The sequence below is a fragment of the Methylosinus sp. shoA genome (assembly GCF_059718125.1).
The window spans coordinates 4524412-4538165 of record NZ_AP046091.1 but is presented as its reverse complement, the minus strand read 5'-3'; the positions used below and the strand labels follow the sequence as shown (position 1 = coordinate 4538165).

At 65.2% G+C, this 13754-nt stretch carries 13 protein-coding genes; 6 read left to right on the top strand and 7 right to left on the bottom strand.

All coding sequences use genetic code 11. The features are described from left to right. Positions 1 to 10 precede the first annotated feature (10 nt). The 5 genes from AC6IW9_RS21360 to AC6IW9_RS21340 all read right to left on the bottom strand — a co-directional run bounded on the left by AC6IW9_RS21360 (position 11) and on the right by AC6IW9_RS21340 (position 5086). Positions 11 to 1816, bottom strand: a complete 1806-nt coding sequence (locus tag AC6IW9_RS21360) for a tetratricopeptide repeat protein (RefSeq protein ID WP_497767121.1) — start codon at positions 1814 to 1816, stop codon at positions 11 to 13. A 166-nt stretch (positions 1817 to 1982) separates the two neighbouring features. After that, positions 1983 to 3182: an ADP-forming succinate--CoA ligase subunit beta gene (sucC, locus tag AC6IW9_RS21355; protein ID WP_497767119.1), complete on the bottom strand. Its 1200-nt coding sequence runs from the start codon at positions 3180 to 3182 to the stop codon at positions 1983 to 1985. Positions 3183 to 3245: 63 nt separating this feature from the next. Continuing rightward, the gene (mdh, locus tag AC6IW9_RS21350) at positions 3246 to 4208 is read right to left on the bottom strand and encodes a malate dehydrogenase (protein WP_497767117.1); all 963 of its coding nucleotides are present in this window, start codon (positions 4206 to 4208) and stop codon (positions 3246 to 3248) included. Between the two features lie 165 nt (positions 4209 to 4373). Beyond that, complete coding sequence (locus AC6IW9_RS21345; RefSeq protein ID WP_497767115.1) at positions 4374 to 4799, bottom strand: EVE domain-containing protein; 426 nt, start codon at positions 4797 to 4799, stop codon at positions 4374 to 4376. After that, positions 4799 to 5086, bottom strand: coding sequence for a YciI family protein (locus AC6IW9_RS21340; protein ID WP_497767113.1), 288 nt, complete (start codon positions 5084 to 5086; stop codon positions 4799 to 4801). The genes AC6IW9_RS21345 and AC6IW9_RS21340 overlap by 1 nt, the downstream gene beginning before the upstream one ends. Positions 5087 to 5191: 105 nt before the next feature. On the opposite strand from AC6IW9_RS21340, the gene AC6IW9_RS21335 reads away from it, so the two are divergent. The 5 genes from AC6IW9_RS21335 to groL all read left to right on the top strand — a co-directional run bounded on the left by AC6IW9_RS21335 (position 5192) and on the right by groL (position 9896). Then, entirely contained in the window at positions 5192 to 5692 is a 501-nt protein-coding gene (locus tag AC6IW9_RS21335; protein ID WP_497767110.1) for a DUF2165 family protein, read from the top strand. 114 nt (positions 5693 to 5806) lie between these two features. Further along, positions 5807 to 7084 (top strand): cytochrome-c peroxidase, encoded by a 1278-nt coding sequence (locus AC6IW9_RS21330; RefSeq protein ID WP_497767107.1) that lies wholly within the window; start codon positions 5807 to 5809, stop codon positions 7082 to 7084. A gap of 86 nt (positions 7085 to 7170) precedes the next feature. Beyond that, positions 7171 to 7665, top strand: coding sequence for a peptidoglycan-binding protein LysM (gene lysM / locus AC6IW9_RS21325; RefSeq protein WP_497767104.1), 495 nt, complete (start codon positions 7171 to 7173; stop codon positions 7663 to 7665). Between the two features lie 258 nt (positions 7666 to 7923). After that, entirely contained in the window at positions 7924 to 8211 is a 288-nt protein-coding gene (groES, locus tag AC6IW9_RS21320) for a co-chaperone GroES (RefSeq protein ID WP_497767102.1), read from the top strand. A 47-nt stretch (positions 8212 to 8258) separates the two neighbouring features. Further along, positions 8259 to 9896: a chaperonin GroEL gene (gene groL / locus AC6IW9_RS21315; protein ID WP_497767099.1), complete on the top strand. Its 1638-nt coding sequence runs from the start codon at positions 8259 to 8261 to the stop codon at positions 9894 to 9896. A gap of 289 nt (positions 9897 to 10185) precedes the next feature. Here the strand turns inward: groL and AC6IW9_RS21310 are convergent, their stop codons facing one another. Both AC6IW9_RS21310 and AC6IW9_RS21305 read right to left on the bottom strand, forming a co-directional pair. Next, complete coding sequence (locus tag AC6IW9_RS21310) at positions 10186 to 12690, bottom strand: TonB-dependent receptor (protein WP_497767096.1); 2505 nt, start codon at positions 12688 to 12690, stop codon at positions 10186 to 10188. Between the two features lie 85 nt (positions 12691 to 12775). Continuing rightward, a complete protein-coding gene (locus AC6IW9_RS21305; RefSeq protein WP_497767094.1) occupies positions 12776 to 13147 on the bottom strand; it encodes a DUF2946 family protein in 372 nt (123 codons plus the stop codon). A 144-nt stretch (positions 13148 to 13291) separates the two neighbouring features. Here AC6IW9_RS21305 and AC6IW9_RS21300 point away from each other — a divergent pair, with 144 nt between their 5' ends. Next, a complete protein-coding gene (locus tag AC6IW9_RS21300; RefSeq protein ID WP_497767092.1) occupies positions 13292 to 13678 on the top strand; it encodes a DUF2946 family protein in 387 nt (128 codons plus the stop codon). The last annotated feature ends 76 nt before the right edge of the window (positions 13679 to 13754 follow it).

Genomic DNA, 13754 nt, shown 5'->3' with positions numbered 1-13754 from the left:
GTGCGCCCCGTCAGCCGCCGTTCTTCTTGGTCTGGTCGCTGGCGACGGGATGGGATGCGTCGCTCAGACCCTTCTCGATCTTCTCGAGGATCTTGGGCAGATCGTCTGGATCGGGATTCATGTCGCGCGCGTGATTCCACTGGAACCGCGCCTCGAGCTTGCGGTTGACGCGCCAATAGGCGTCGCCGAGATGATCGTTGATCACCGGATCGGACGGCTTCAGATCGATCGCCTTCTCGAGCTCGCGGACCGCGTCCTCATAATGGCCGAGCCGGTAATAGGCCCAGCCGAGGCTGTCGACGATATAGCCGTCGCGGGCGCGCAGATCGACGGCGCGACGCAGCATGCGGAAGGCTTCGTCCAGGTTGATTCCCTGATCCACCCAGGAATAGCCGAGGTAGTTCAGCACCAGCGGCTGGTCGGGGAAGAGCTCCAGCGCCTTCTTGAGGTCGGCCTCGGCCTGTGTCCAGTTCTTGTGGCGCTCATTGGCGATGCCGCGGTAATAATAGATCAGCCATTGGCTGCGGTCCGGCTGCGGCTGAAGCTCGAGCACTTTGCTGTAAGTGTCAGAGGCCTCGCCGAACAGCTTGCGCGAGCGCTGGATGTTGCCGAGCGCGGTCAGCGCCTCCTGATCCTTGGGATGCTCGGAGATGACGGATTGCAGATGGTCGGTCGCCTCCTTGTTGCGGCCGAGCGTCTCCAGCAGCAGCGCCGCCTGCACATCGGCGTTGACGCGCAGGGGATCTGTCTTCGGCACGCTGTCGTAGAGATCGATGGCGATCGCCTCCTGCTTCATCCGCTCATAAATGTCGGCGAGCGTGATCGTCGCCAGCGAATTTTCCGGCGCGAGAAACAGCGAGAGGCGCAGATAGACGAGCGAAGCGAGCTCGTCGCCCTGGCGGCCGCCGATTGCGCCGAGGCCGTAGAGCACCTCGGCCGCGCCTTCCTCGGCGTTGCGGACGAGCGGGGAGAAGGGTTTTCCCGCGTCGATATCGGCGATCGCCGCGGTGACGATCGGATGGCGCGGCGAGAGATCGTCGAAAGCGCGATAGATGCGACGCGCCTCCTCGCGGCTGCCGCGCCGGGCGAGAAAGCGTCCATAGGCGTCGACGAGGCGCAGCGTGTTGCGCTCGGAGCCATAGGCGGATTTGAATCGCTTCTCCGCCTCGGCCTTGCCATTCGGCGAAAGGTCGGCGATGAGCGCGGCATGATAGTCGCGGAAGACGGAGAAGGCGTCCTCCTTCAGCCGATCGGCCGTCTGCAGCGCCTGCTTGGCGTCGCCCGCCCCGGCATAGGCCCAGGCGGTGAGCAGGGTGGAGGTCACGTCGTGCTTGCGGTCGAGCCCGCCCTTGGTCAGAGCCGCCCGCGCCTTTGCGTATTTCTTCGTCTTGATGCCTTCGACGCCGAGGGTGAGATTGGCCAGCCCGTTCTTCTTGTCATAGGAGGCGACGCGCGCGGCGAGGTCGAAGGCTTCGGCCATATTGCCGTTGGCCAGCGCCGCGACGAAGGCGCGCTCGGTCAGCTCGCGATTGCGCGGATCGTCGCGCAGCGCCTCGCGGAAGAAGGTGGAGGCGGCGTGCGTGTCGCGTTCCGCGCCCGCGACGATGGCCGCGAGATAATTTCCGGACGCGCTTTCGCCGACCTCGAAGGGCGTCGCGATCGAGAGGCTCTCGCGCGCATGGGCGAGCCCCTTGCCGACGAAGCCGGCGTCGCCGAACGACAAAATGCAAAAAGCCGCGACGGCCGCCGCCGCGCGGGGCGAGACGCCGCCTGCGCCGCGCCGGGCGGGCGCATGGAGCGAAAATGATTTGTTCACGTGCTGTGTTTCCCGCAAGCGGCCGAAGCGGCGCCGATTCGCCTCACACTGCGTCCCGCAGCGTCACCATCATGAGCGAAGATGGCCATTTTGGGCCATCCCCGCAAGTGCGATGTTCTCACCGCCGGAGCTCCCGCCGTCGGCCCCGGCGGCGCCGGATCGGAGGTCAGCCGCGCCCGCGCACGGCGGCGACGATCTTCTGTGCCGCGTCGTCGAGATCCTCGGCGGGGATCACATCGAGGCCGGAGCCGGCGAGGATCGATTTGCCGAGCTCGACATTGGTGCCCTCGAGCCGCACCACCAGCGGCACGGCGAGCCCGACCTCCTTGACCGCGGCGATGACGCCCTCGGCGATCACGTCGCAGCGCATGATGCCGCCGAAGATGTTGACGAGAATGCCCTTCACCTTGGGGTCGGCGGTGATGATCTTGAAGGCGGCCGTCACCTTCTCCTTGCCGGCGCCGCCGCCCACGTCGAGAAAGTTGGCCGGGTTCTCGCCGTAGAGCTTGATGATGTCCATCGTCGCCATGGCGAGGCCGGCGCCGTTGACCATGCAGCCGATCGTGCCGTCGAGCGCGATATAAGCGAGCTCATATTTGGAGGCCTCGATCTCCTTCTCGTCCTCCTCGGTCTCGTCGCGCAGCGCCACGATGTCGGGATGGCGATAGAGGGCGTTGTCGTCGAAGGAGATCTTGGCGTCGAGGCAGCGCAGGCGCCCGTCCTTGGTGACGATCAGCGGATTGATCTCCAGCAGCTCCATGTCCTTGGCGACGAAGGCGGAGAAGAGCTTGTCGGTGAGATCGACCGCCTCTTTCACCAGCGCGCCCTTCAGCCCGAGCGCATCGGCGACGCGGCGGCCGTGATGGGGCAGGACGCCCGTCGCCGGATCGACAGAGAAAGTGACGATCTTTTCGGGCGTCGCATGGGCGACGGCCTCGATATCCGTGCCGCCTTCGGTGGAGACGACGAAGGAGATGCGCGAGCTGGCGCGATCGATCAGCAGGGAGAGATAGAACTCCTGCGCAATATCGGCGCCGTCCTCTAAATAGAGACGGTTGACCTGCTTGCCGGCTTCGCCGGTCTGCGCGGTGACGAGCGTCGAGCCGAGCATTTGTCCGGCGAAAGTTTCGACCTCTTCGAGCGAGCGGGCGAGGCGCACGCCGCCCTTTTCGCCGGCCGCGGGCTCCTTGAACTTGCCCTTGCCGCGGCCGCCGGCGTGAATCTGCGCCTTCACCACGAAGACCGGACCGGGCAGCGATTGCGCCGCCTGGCGGGCTTCGGCCGCCTCGAACACGGGCGTCCCCGCGGCGACCGGGGCGCCGAACTCACGCAGAATCGCTTTGGCCTGATATTCGTGGATGTTCATGTGTCGTCGATCCTGAATGCGACTGGGTCGTGAAATGCCCGAGCGGCCGCTGCTTGCGCGGCCTCAGGCGAAAGCCGGGTCGAGGGCCTTGCTCGCCGCGATGAGCGAACGCACCGACGCGACGGATTTGGCGAACATCTGCTGCTCGGCGGCGTCGAGCGATATCTCGACGACGCGCTCGACGCCATTGGCGCCGATCACCACCGGCACGCCGACATAGAGATCGTCGACGCCATATTGCCCGGAGAGATAGGCGGCGCAGGGCAGCACGCGGCGCTTGTCCTTCAGATAGCTCTCGGCCATGGCGATCGCCGAGGCGGCGGGCGCATAATAGGCGGAGCCGGTCTTGAGCAGGGAGACGATCTCGCCGCCGCCCTTGCGGGTGCGTTCCACGATAGCGTCGATCTTCGCCCGAGTGATCCAGCCCATGGCGACGAGATCGGGCAGGGGAACGCCGGCGACGGTCGAGTAGCGGACCGACGGCACCATGTCGTCGCCATGGCCGCCGAGCACGAATGCGCTCACATCCTCCACGGAGACGTTCAGCTCCTCGGCGAGGAAATAGCGGAAGCGCGCCGAATCGAGCACGCCGGCCATGCCGACGACCTTTCTGGCCGGCAGGCCGCTCGTCTTCTGCAGCGCCCAGACCATGACGTCGAGCGGATTGGTGATGCAGATCACGAAAGCGTCGGGCGCATAGGTCTTGACGCCGGCGCCGACCTTGGAGATCACGCCGAGATTGACGCTCAAGAGATCGTCGCGGCTCATGCCGGGCTGCCGGGGCACGCCGGCGGTCACGATGACCACGTCTGCGCCCGCGATGGCGGCGTAATCATCGGCGCCCGAAAAAGCGGCGTCGAAGCCCGATACGGGAGAGGACTGGGCGAGGTCGAGCGCCTTGCCCTGCGGCACGCCGGTCGCGATGTCGAACAAAACGACGTCGCCGAGCTCCTTGAGGCCGATGAGATGCGCCAGAGTGCCGCCGATATTTCCGGCGCCGACCAGTGCGATTTTCTTGCGCGCCATCGTTTCTCCTATGGGCGAGCGTCGCGAAAAACAGTGCTAGCGCGCTTTTCGGCGTCTGAAAAGACGGGACTGGCCTCGGACAGGCTTTCGCACGAAAATTGAGCGTGACCATAAGTCGCTCTTTCTTCCGCGGGCCGGAGAGGGAATGGGCGTCGAGCGCCGGCGTCACGTCCCGGGCTTCAGCCCGCCCATCGTCGAGATCAGCTCCCATTCTTCCTCGGTCACCGGCTGCACCGAGAGGCGGGAGTTATTGACCAGCACCATGGCGGACAAACGCGGCTCGGCCTTGATGCGCGCGAGGGTCACCGGCGTCTTCAGCGGCTCCACCGCCTTCACGTCGACCATGCCGAATTTGCCCGAGGCGTCGGTAGGGTCCGGATAATAGCTCTTGATCACTTCGACGACGCCGACGATCGCCTTGTCGGCGTTGGAATGATAGAAAAATCCGCGCTCGCCGAGCTTCATCGCCATCAGCTGCCGCTTGGCGAGGTGGTTGCGCACGCCGTTCCAGAAAGTGCCCTCGGCGCCGGCGGCGACCATCTGGTCCCAGGACCAGGCGGAGGGCTCGCTCTTGAACAGCCAATGCGCCATCAGAGCTCGACCCCCACCACGCGCCGCCAGGGCTTGACCTCGACGTTGGCGAACAGCCCGGCCTGCGCATAAGGATCGTGCGCGAGCAGCGCCAGCGCGCCCTCCTCGTCCGGCGCTTCGACGATCAGCAGGGAACCGATGGGCTTCTCGCCCGCCGCGTCGAGGAACGGCCCGCCGAGCTTCACCTGCGCCGCATGCTCGGCGAGAAAGGCGAGATGGGCCTCGCGCGTCGAAAGGCGCAAGGCGACATGATCGGGCTTGTCCAGACAGAGGGCGACGAACAACAACGCGGACCTCGAAAGTTCGGGCGAAATGCGCCGCAATCTTTCAGACGGCGCCGGCGCGGTCAACCCGCGCTTCCCGTCCTGTCGCGGAGCGCGTAGACTGAACGCATGACGCTGCGTTTGTCGAAAATCCTCCTCGTCGCCTGCGCCGGCCTGCTCGGCCTGCTCAGCGGGCTCGACAACATCCTCGATTATGGGACCAATTTCGAGGTGGTGCGGCATGTGACGTCGATGGACACGACCGGCGCCGGCGCGGCGATGATGGCTCGGGCGGTGGTCTCGGACACGCTTCACCGCCTGCTCTATGGCGCGATCATCGCCGCGGAGCTCGCCTATGGCTCTTTGTGCGTCGTCGGCGCCCTGTGGCTCTTCGCCGCGCGGCAGGCGGACGCCGAGGCGTTCGAGGCCGCGAAGGATTTTGCATTCGCCGGCCTCACGCTCGGCGTCCTTCTCTATTTTCTCGGATTCATGATCGTCGGCGGCGAATGGCTGCAGATGTGGCGATCGGCCGATTGGAATTTTCAGCAGCCGGCCTTCCGTTTCCTCGTTTCGCTCGGCCTCGTCCTGATCTTTCTCGCTCTTCCGGAGCCTCGCGACAGGCGATCCTGACGCGCTCTACTTTGGAAACCGTCCAATTTATCCGGTTGACGCGGCGCTCGCGTCTTTTCTAGATTTCGCCGCGACGCGGCGCGCCCGCGTTCATCGAATGCGGAGATTTCATTCATGGCGCTCGCGCTTCGTCCGCGCCGCCGCACGACGATCGCGTCGTGCGCGACGGTCTTGTTGTGGCTCGGCGTCATGGCGGCTCCCCCCGCCGTCGCCGAGACGGCGACGGCGCTCGCCGTGGATGAGGCGGGGCTCTCGCCGCTCGAGCTGCTCGGCAAGAAGGTCTTCGAGGATGCGCGGCTCTCGGAGCCGGCCGGCGTCTCCTGCGCGTCTTGTCACGATCCGGCCAAGGCGTTTCAGGGGAACAACGGCTCGCCGGTCGCCGCGCTCGCGCGCGGCAGCCGACCGGGCGTCCTCGGAGCCCGCAATGCGCCCTCTCTCTCTTATGCGTCCTACAGTCCGCGCTTCGGCTTCATCGAGAAGAAGGACGAGAAGACCGGCGAGGTCGAAATGATCCCGGCCGGCGGCCAGTTCTGGGACGGACGCGCCGACGATCTCGCCGCGCAGGTGGAAGGGCCGCTCCTCAATCCGCGCGAGATGAACAATCCGTCGACGGCCGCCGTCGTCGACAAGATCAGGGACGGCGATTACGCCGGCCTCGCCCGGCAAGTCTACGGCGAGGACATCTTCACGGACAAGAACGCCGCCTTCGACAAGCTCGCGCGCGCCGTCGCCGCTTTCGAGAGCTCGCCGCGCTTTCATCCTTTCTCGTCGAAGTTCGACGCTTTCCTGCGCGGCGAGGAGAGATTGTCGAAACAGGAGGCGCGCGGCTTCGAGCTGTTCAAGGACGAGAAGAAAGGCAATTGCCTCGCGTGCCACATGGGCAAGGAGGAGTCGCGCAATCCGGAGGATTGGCTCTTCACCGACTTCTCCTATGACGCGCTCGGCGCGCCCCGCAACGCCGAGATTCCCGACAACAAGGAGCCGGCCTATGTCGATCTCGGCGTCTGCAAGCGCGAGAAGCTCGCCGAGATCGCGCCGAACGGCTACGACATCGACGGGCTGTGCGGCCAGTTCAAGGCGCCGACCTTGCGCAATATCGCCCTCACGGGCCCCTATCTGCACAATGGCGTCTTCACGAGTCTGCGCGATGTGGTCGCCTTCTATGCGACGCGCGACACCAATCCCGAGCGCTGGTATCCGAAGGCGCGCGGCAAGGTCGCGAAATATGACGATCTGCCGAAGGCGCATCACGAAAATGTGAATGTGAAAGAGGTCCCTTATGATCGCAAGCCGGGCCAGAAGCCGCGTCTCGACGACGCGGAGATCGACGCCGTCGTCGCCTTTCTGCAGACGCTGACCGACCGCCCGCCGGCGCGGGCGAGCAGCCGATAGGCTCGCCTCCGGCGCTCGCGCCCTATCTAAGCCGCACGCCGGCGCCGGGTTCGGCGCTCGCGTCCATGCTGCGAAGGAGGAGCGAGATGGGCATCTTCAATTTCTGGAACCACGCCAAGAGCGGCGAGCCGATCGCCAAGGACGCGCCCGCGCCCAAGGGCGCGACCGAGAACGCCGCGGCCCCGCCCGAGGAATTGAAGAAGGAGATCGAGAAGCAGGGGCTCGACGCCTCGAAGATCGAGATCAAGGTCGAGGGCGATAAAGTCAAGCTCGGCGGGAAGGCGGCCTCGACCAGCGACGCCGAGAAGATCGTGCTCGCCGTCGGCAACACCAAGGGCGTCTCGCAGGTCGAGAGCAATATTTCGGTCGGTAAGACCGAAACCGAATCTCTCTTCTACAAGGTTCGGCGCGGCGACACTCTGTGGAAGATCGCAGAAGCGCAATACGGCGCCGGCAAGGGCGGCAAATATGAGGAGATCTTCGCCGCCAACAAACCGCTCCTCTCCGATCCGGACAAGATCTACCCCGGCCAGGTCCTCCGCATTCCCAAGATCGGCGGCGAGGCCCAAGCGCATCGCTGAATGGGGCGCCGAGGCGGCGACCGCAGACGCCGGCCACTGGCGCGACAAAGCGCCGCTATTTAAATTTCAACTTATCGATCAATAGCTTGTGCGACGCTGTGCGGAAGTTCGCGTCCCCCGCCTTGACAAGACGGGGGGCGCGTTCCTATGTCTCCGCCAGCCTGTTGGCACTCGCTGCGGGCGAGTGCTAATCGGCTTTTTACGCAATCCTATCGCCCGCGCGTCGCGACGTGCGGGCTCGAAATGAAGGAAGACCACATGGCGTTCCGTCCCCTCCACGACCGGGTCGTGGTCAAGCGCCTCGAGAGCGAGGACAAGACCAAAGGCGGCATCATCATTCCCGACACCGCCAAGGAAAAGCCCGCCGAGGGCAAGGTCATCGCCGTCGGTCCCGGCGCGCGCGACGAGAGCGGCAAGCTCGTCGTCCTCGACGTGAAGGAAGGCGATCGCGTTCTGTTCGGCAAATGGTCCGGCACCGAAGTGAAGATCGACGGGGAAGATCTCCTCATCATGAAGGAAAGCGACATTCTGGGCGTGATCGCCTGAGCCGGCCGGCCCGCAATCAAATCTCTCTCCAACGGAGCTGAACGACAATGGCAGCCAAGGATATCCGTTTCGCCTCCGACGCGCGCGACCGCATTCTGCGCGGCGTCGACATTCTCAACAATGCGGTGAAGGTCACCCTCGGCCCCAAGGGCCGCAACGTCGTCATCGAGAAGAGCTTCGGCGCTCCGCGCATCACCAAGGACGGCGTCACCGTCGCCAAGGAGATCGAGCTCGCCGACAAGTTCGAGAATCTCGGCGCGCAGCTCGTGCGCGAGGTCGCCTCCAAGCAGAACGACACCGCCGGCGACGGCACCACGACGGCGACCGTTCTCGCCGCGGCCATCGCCAAGGAAGGCGCCAAGGCCGTCGCGGCCGGCCTCAACCCGCAGGATCTGAAGCGCGGCATCGATCTCGCGGTCGAGGCGGTCGTCGCCGACCTCAAGAAGAACTCCAAGAAGGTCACCTCCAACGACGAGATCGCTCAGGTCGGCACCATCTCGGCCAATGGCGATTCCTTCATCGGGCAGGAGATCGCCAAGGCGGTGCAGAAAGTCGGCAACGAGGGCGTGATCACCGTGGAGGAGGCCAAGAGCCTCGATTCCGAAACGGTGATCGTCGAGGGCCTGCAGTTCGACCGCGGCTATCTCTCGCCCTATTTCATCACCAACGCGGAGCGTCTCGTCGCCGAGCTCGAGGACCCCTACATCCTCATCCACGAGAAGAAGCTGTCGACGCTGCAGCCGCTGCTGCCGATCCTCGAGGCCGTGGTGCAGACCGGCAAGCCGCTGCTCATCATCGCCGAGGACGTCGAGGGCGAGGCGCTGGCGACGCTCGTCGTCAATAAGCTGCGCGGCGGCCTGAAGATCGCGGCCGTGAAGGCGCCGGGCTTCGGCGATCGCCGCAAGGCCATGCTCGAGGACATCGCCATCCTGACGGGCGGCCAGGTCGTTTCCGAGGATCTCGGCATCAAGCTCGAGAACGTCACTCTCCCGCTGCTCGGCCGCGCCAAGCGCATCCGTATCGACAAGGAGAACACGACGATCATCGACGGCGCCGGCGAGAAGAAGGACATCGAGGCCCGCGTCGCCCAGATCAAGGCGCAGATCGAGGAGACCACCTCGGACTACGATCGCGAGAAGATGCAGGAACGTCTCGCCAAGCTCGCGGGCGGCGTCGCGGTGATCCGCGTCGGCGGCGCGACCGAGGTCGAGGTGAAGGAGAAGAAGGATCGCGTCGACGACGCGCTCAACGCCACCCGCGCCGCGGTGCAGGAAGGCATCTCGCCCGGCGGCGGCGTCGCCCTGCTGCGCGCGATCACCGCGCTGGCCGACGTCAAGGTCGCCAATTCCGACCAGAAGACCGGCGTGGAGATCGTCCGCAAGGCGATCCAGGCTCCGGCCCGCCAGATCGTCGACAACGCCGGCGCCGACGGCGCGGTCGTGGTCGGCAAGCTGCTCGAGTCGAAGGACTACGCCTATGGCTACGACGCGCAGAACGACCAGTATGGCGATCTCCTGAAGTTCGGCATCATCGATCCGACCAAGGTCGTGCGCACGGCCCTGCAGGACGCGGCTTCCGTCGCGGCGCTCATCGTCACCACCGAGGCGACGATCACCGAGCAGCCGAAGAAGGACAGCGGTCCTGCCCTGCCTCCGGGCGGCGGCATGGGCGGCATGGATTTCTGATCTGCCGCCACAGAAGGCTAGAAAGAGGCCCCGGAGCGATCCGGGGCCTTTTTCGTTGGTCATGTGCGCGTGGGCACAGCGGGGGAGACAGTCTCGCGCGAAATCGGCGTCGGGCGCGACGAGAGGACTTGGCCCGCCGCAGAGACTGCCGGCGCGCCGAACCAGGCGCGGCTCCGCCTTCGAGCGCGAAACAAAGCGCTCCCTTGTCTTCTCTCGCGGTAGTTTGCCCCACCGTGAGGAAGCGAAGCAGCCCGGAGCGCGTATCGGCTCCGGGCTGCGAGCGTCGCGCTCAGCGCGCGAACGCCGTGCGGAACGCGTCGAACAGCCCCGGCTCGTCGCCTTCGAAGAAGATGCCGCGCTCGCCACGAGTGTGACCGAACTCGTATTTGCCCGAGAAGACGAAGGTCCGCTGGGGGAAGGGATGGAACAGGAAATATCGGTAGTTGTTGATGTTGTCTATGCCGAAGGTGAAGGAGAGATGCTTGTTCCACTTATACGAGATCTTGGTGTCGACGACGAAGAAGCGGTCGAAGCTCTGATAGACGCCATGGGCGAGGTCATTGTTGTCGAGCGTCGTCCACATGCGGCCCTGAAAGCGCGCCGCTGCGGTCAGCGCCCAATGCTCGTCCGGCCGATAGGTGGCGGCGAGCGTCCAGCGCCAGTCGGGGACGTTCGGAACATTCTTGCCGGCGACCGACACATTCCACGGATAGGCGGCGGAAGGAACCCATCTGCTGTCCGCCAGAACGCGCGCGTCGAGATAGGTGAGGCTTCCCGAGAACTCCAGTCCTTTCAGCAGAACATTGTCCTTGCGGAAGGCGAGCTCGACGCCGCGGTTGCGGATCTTGTCGACATTGGAGTTCGCCGAAGCGAGAATGTTGGTCCCGGCGATATAGGTGCTCTGCGAGATGATCGCGTCGCGCACCTCCTCGTTGAAGAAGGAGACGCGCACATTGCCGTCCTCGCCGATCTTGCGGTCGATGGCGATCTCGCTCGACAGCGCGACCTCCGGCAGCAGGTTCGGATTGGGATTCACATTGAGGCCGGTCGAGGAGATCGTCGACAGATTATAGAGCTCCTTCGCCGTCGGGAAGCGATTGGCGAGGCCGATCGAGCCGGTGAGCGTCCAATCCGCGTCCGGGGTCCATTGCAGAGAGCCCTTGGGCGAGAAGCGCGTGTGATAGAGATTGGGCTGGTAGATCGGCAGCAGCGACGCCGGATTGCCGGGCGTGATCGTCGTCGCCGTCCCATTGATCGTGCTGGTCGGCAGCGACTGATTATAGCCGTCCGACGCCTGCCAATGCTCCCAGCGCCCGCCGACCGTGAATTTGAAATCCGGATGGAATTTCCAGGAGTCCTGGGCCCAGAGCGCCTGCGTCCGCGTCGTTCCGTTGCCGACCGAGAGAGCGACGCCGGGATAGGCCGAAGCCGCGCCGGCCGTCCAATTGGACGTCAGATAGGTCGGATTATTGAGATGGAAGTGATCGCCGTGGAGGCCGAAGCTGATGTCGTGACCCGAAAGAAACCCTTCCGGCCGCAGGATTCCCTTGATGTCGAGCAGGGTCCAATAGGTCCCGTCATAGCGCACGTCCCTGCCGGCCTGCGTGAAGCCCCCCATCGCCACCGCCGACCAGGGGCTGCGCTGGTCCGATTGCAGATAGGTGAAATGCGCGGCCGAGATCTCGAAGTCGAACAGCCCGCCGCTGTTGGATTTCACCGCCAGCGCATTGGTCAGCATCTTCTCCTGGACCCGGTAATAGCCGGAGCCGAAGCTCTGCAGAGTCGAGCCCGACAGGGGCGGCGTGACCGAGAAGTTTTCCGTTCCCGGTGCGAGATAATTCTCCGGGATCGAGGTTCCGTCGTTCGACCAGAAGCCGAGCGTGTAGGTCGCGCGGATGGTCGGCGAGAAATCATAGGCGAGCTTCAATTTGGCGTTGATCTGATCGTTCTCGAGATTGCCGGTGGAGCCCACCACCGTATTGGGCGCGCCGAATTTGTTCGTCGCCCAATAGGCGCCGGGATACATGACCGCGGAGCCGGTCGTCGCATAAGTGAGCGGCTCGGTGGTTCCATGGGCGTAATTGGCGGCGACGAACCAGGAGAAATCGCCGACCTTGTCGCCGACCGAGGCGCTCGTCACCTCCGTGTGGAACAGCTTGCTCGTGCCGTAGAGCGAGAAATCCTGCAGCGAAACGGTCTGCTTGGCGGTCACTTCCAGCTTGTCGGGCATGCGCGTCGTGATCTGCAGCACGCCGCCGAGCGAATTGCCCGGATATTGCGCCGAGAACGGGCCGTAGAGCATGTCGACGCGCTCGATCTCCTCCGGCGCGACGAGGCCCCAGCGCGGCGCGCCGATCGTGTTGTCGTTGCCGATGAGCGCGGTGAGCAGCAGATCGTCGGCGTAGACGAGGCTGCGGGCGCTGGAGCCGACGCCCCAGGTGCGCGTCTGCAGCACGGCCTGCGTGTCGCCGTTGTTGCGTTTGCGCACGAACAGGCTCGGCAGATATTTGACCACGTCCTCGGTGTCGATAACGTTGATTTTTTCGTCTATGTCCTTGCGCGTGACGCTCGCGACGGTGTTGGGGAGCTTGAATTTCTCGGCGAAGGCCGGCCTCCCGTCGGAGAGGGTCGGCGACCAGGTCGAGGCGGGGGCCGGCCGGCGCGCGCCGGCCGATTGCGCGGCGGCGATTTCGATGGTCGGCAGCGATTCTTGGGCGAAAGCGGGCGCGATGACGGACGCGCAGACGACGAGCGCGCCAGCGGAGACGCCGCGCAGCAGATGATGACGGTGCATTGAACAGAACCCTTCCCGGCGCCCGCGTGGGGGCGCATGCCGAAACGCAGGCGCCGGCGGCGCCGCGACGTGAGACTTCAGCAGGTCAGGAGAAAGAGGGCGGCGCGCGCGCCGACGCGTTGCGATCGACGTGGAAGAACGCCAATCCTTCGGCATACACGAAGGAGAGCCGCCGGCCGGCGGCGCCGGCGAACGTCTCGAGAGACGGCAGTCGAGGATAGACTGGCGGATCGTCCGAGCCGAACAGACAGAAGGAGCAGGCGCCGTGTCGGTGGTCCGTCTCGCGTTGCCGCGGCTGCTCGGACGGATTGCCGGCGTAAGTCTCGGAGAGCGCCTCGCGGTGCGTGACGAAGCACAGTCGCGCGCCGCCGTGCGCCGCAGGCGCTGAAGCGCCCATGGCGAACTGCGCCAGCAGGGCGAGGCCGAACAGGAGCCGGGCGAGATACGTGAGCGCCATTGCAGGGTGCGCCGTTAACCGTGTCGAAACGACGGCCGCAATTTGAGCGCGGCGGCGGTCAAATCCAAGACCCCGCAGATTGTCAGAAGTTAAAAAATCCGTTAAGAGACATTTATGTCACAGGGTGGAGGCCACAGAGCAGGAATGCGCGCGTTTCTCGCGATCGTCGCCGCTTGCGCGCTGCTCTATGGTCTTTTCGTCGCCGCTGCGCCTCATGCGTCGGCTCGCGCGGGCCTTCGCGGAGCCGCGCAGGCCGTCGCCTTCCTGTGTCACGATCGCAGCGCGCAGCCGACTTCCACGGAAGACGCGGCGCCGAACAAGAGCGGCGCCAAGAAGCCGATTTCCTGCCCGTGCTGTCTCACAGCGCACGCCGGCTCGGCGGTGCTGCCGGAACGTTTCGCGCTGATGATGCGGCGCGAGCCGGCGACGCCCGCCATCTATCTCTCATCGCCGATATCGCTTCCGCGTTTCGCGCTGCGTCACGCCGTCAACGGCGCAAGAGCGCCGCCGGCCGTCGCGCCGCACGCCTGACGGACGCTTCGCGCGTAGAGCGCGGAGGCGAAAATGAATTCGGATCGCGCCCCGATTCCCTCGTCGGAAGGGCGCT

Coding starts and splice junctions, on each gene's coding strand:
- AC6IW9_RS21330 (WP_497767107.1), top strand. CDS start 5,807: ATGGCGCTCGCGCTTCGTCCGCGCCGCCGCACGACGATCGCGTCGTGC.
- AC6IW9_RS21310 (WP_497767096.1), bottom strand. CDS start 12,690: ATGCACCGTCATCATCTGCTGCGCGGCGTCTCCGCTGGCGCGCTCGTC.
- sucC (WP_497767119.1), bottom strand. CDS start 3,182: ATGAACATCCACGAATATCAGGCCAAAGCGATTCTGCGTGAGTTCGGC.
- AC6IW9_RS21305 (WP_497767094.1), bottom strand. CDS start 13,147: ATGGCGCTCACGTATCTCGCCCGGCTCCTGTTCGGCCTCGCCCTGCTG.
- AC6IW9_RS21300 (WP_497767092.1), top strand. CDS start 13,292: ATGCGCGCGTTTCTCGCGATCGTCGCCGCTTGCGCGCTGCTCTATGGT.
- AC6IW9_RS21335 (WP_497767110.1), top strand. CDS start 5,192: ATGACGCTGCGTTTGTCGAAAATCCTCCTCGTCGCCTGCGCCGGCCTG.
- mdh (WP_497767117.1), bottom strand. CDS start 4,208: ATGGCGCGCAAGAAAATCGCACTGGTCGGCGCCGGAAATATCGGCGGC.
- groES (WP_497767102.1), top strand. CDS start 7,924: ATGGCGTTCCGTCCCCTCCACGACCGGGTCGTGGTCAAGCGCCTCGAG.
- groL (WP_497767099.1), top strand. CDS start 8,259: ATGGCAGCCAAGGATATCCGTTTCGCCTCCGACGCGCGCGACCGCATT.
- AC6IW9_RS21345 (WP_497767115.1), bottom strand. CDS start 4,799: ATGGCGCATTGGCTGTTCAAGAGCGAGCCCTCCGCCTGGTCCTGGGAC.
- lysM (WP_497767104.1), top strand. CDS start 7,171: ATGGGCATCTTCAATTTCTGGAACCACGCCAAGAGCGGCGAGCCGATC.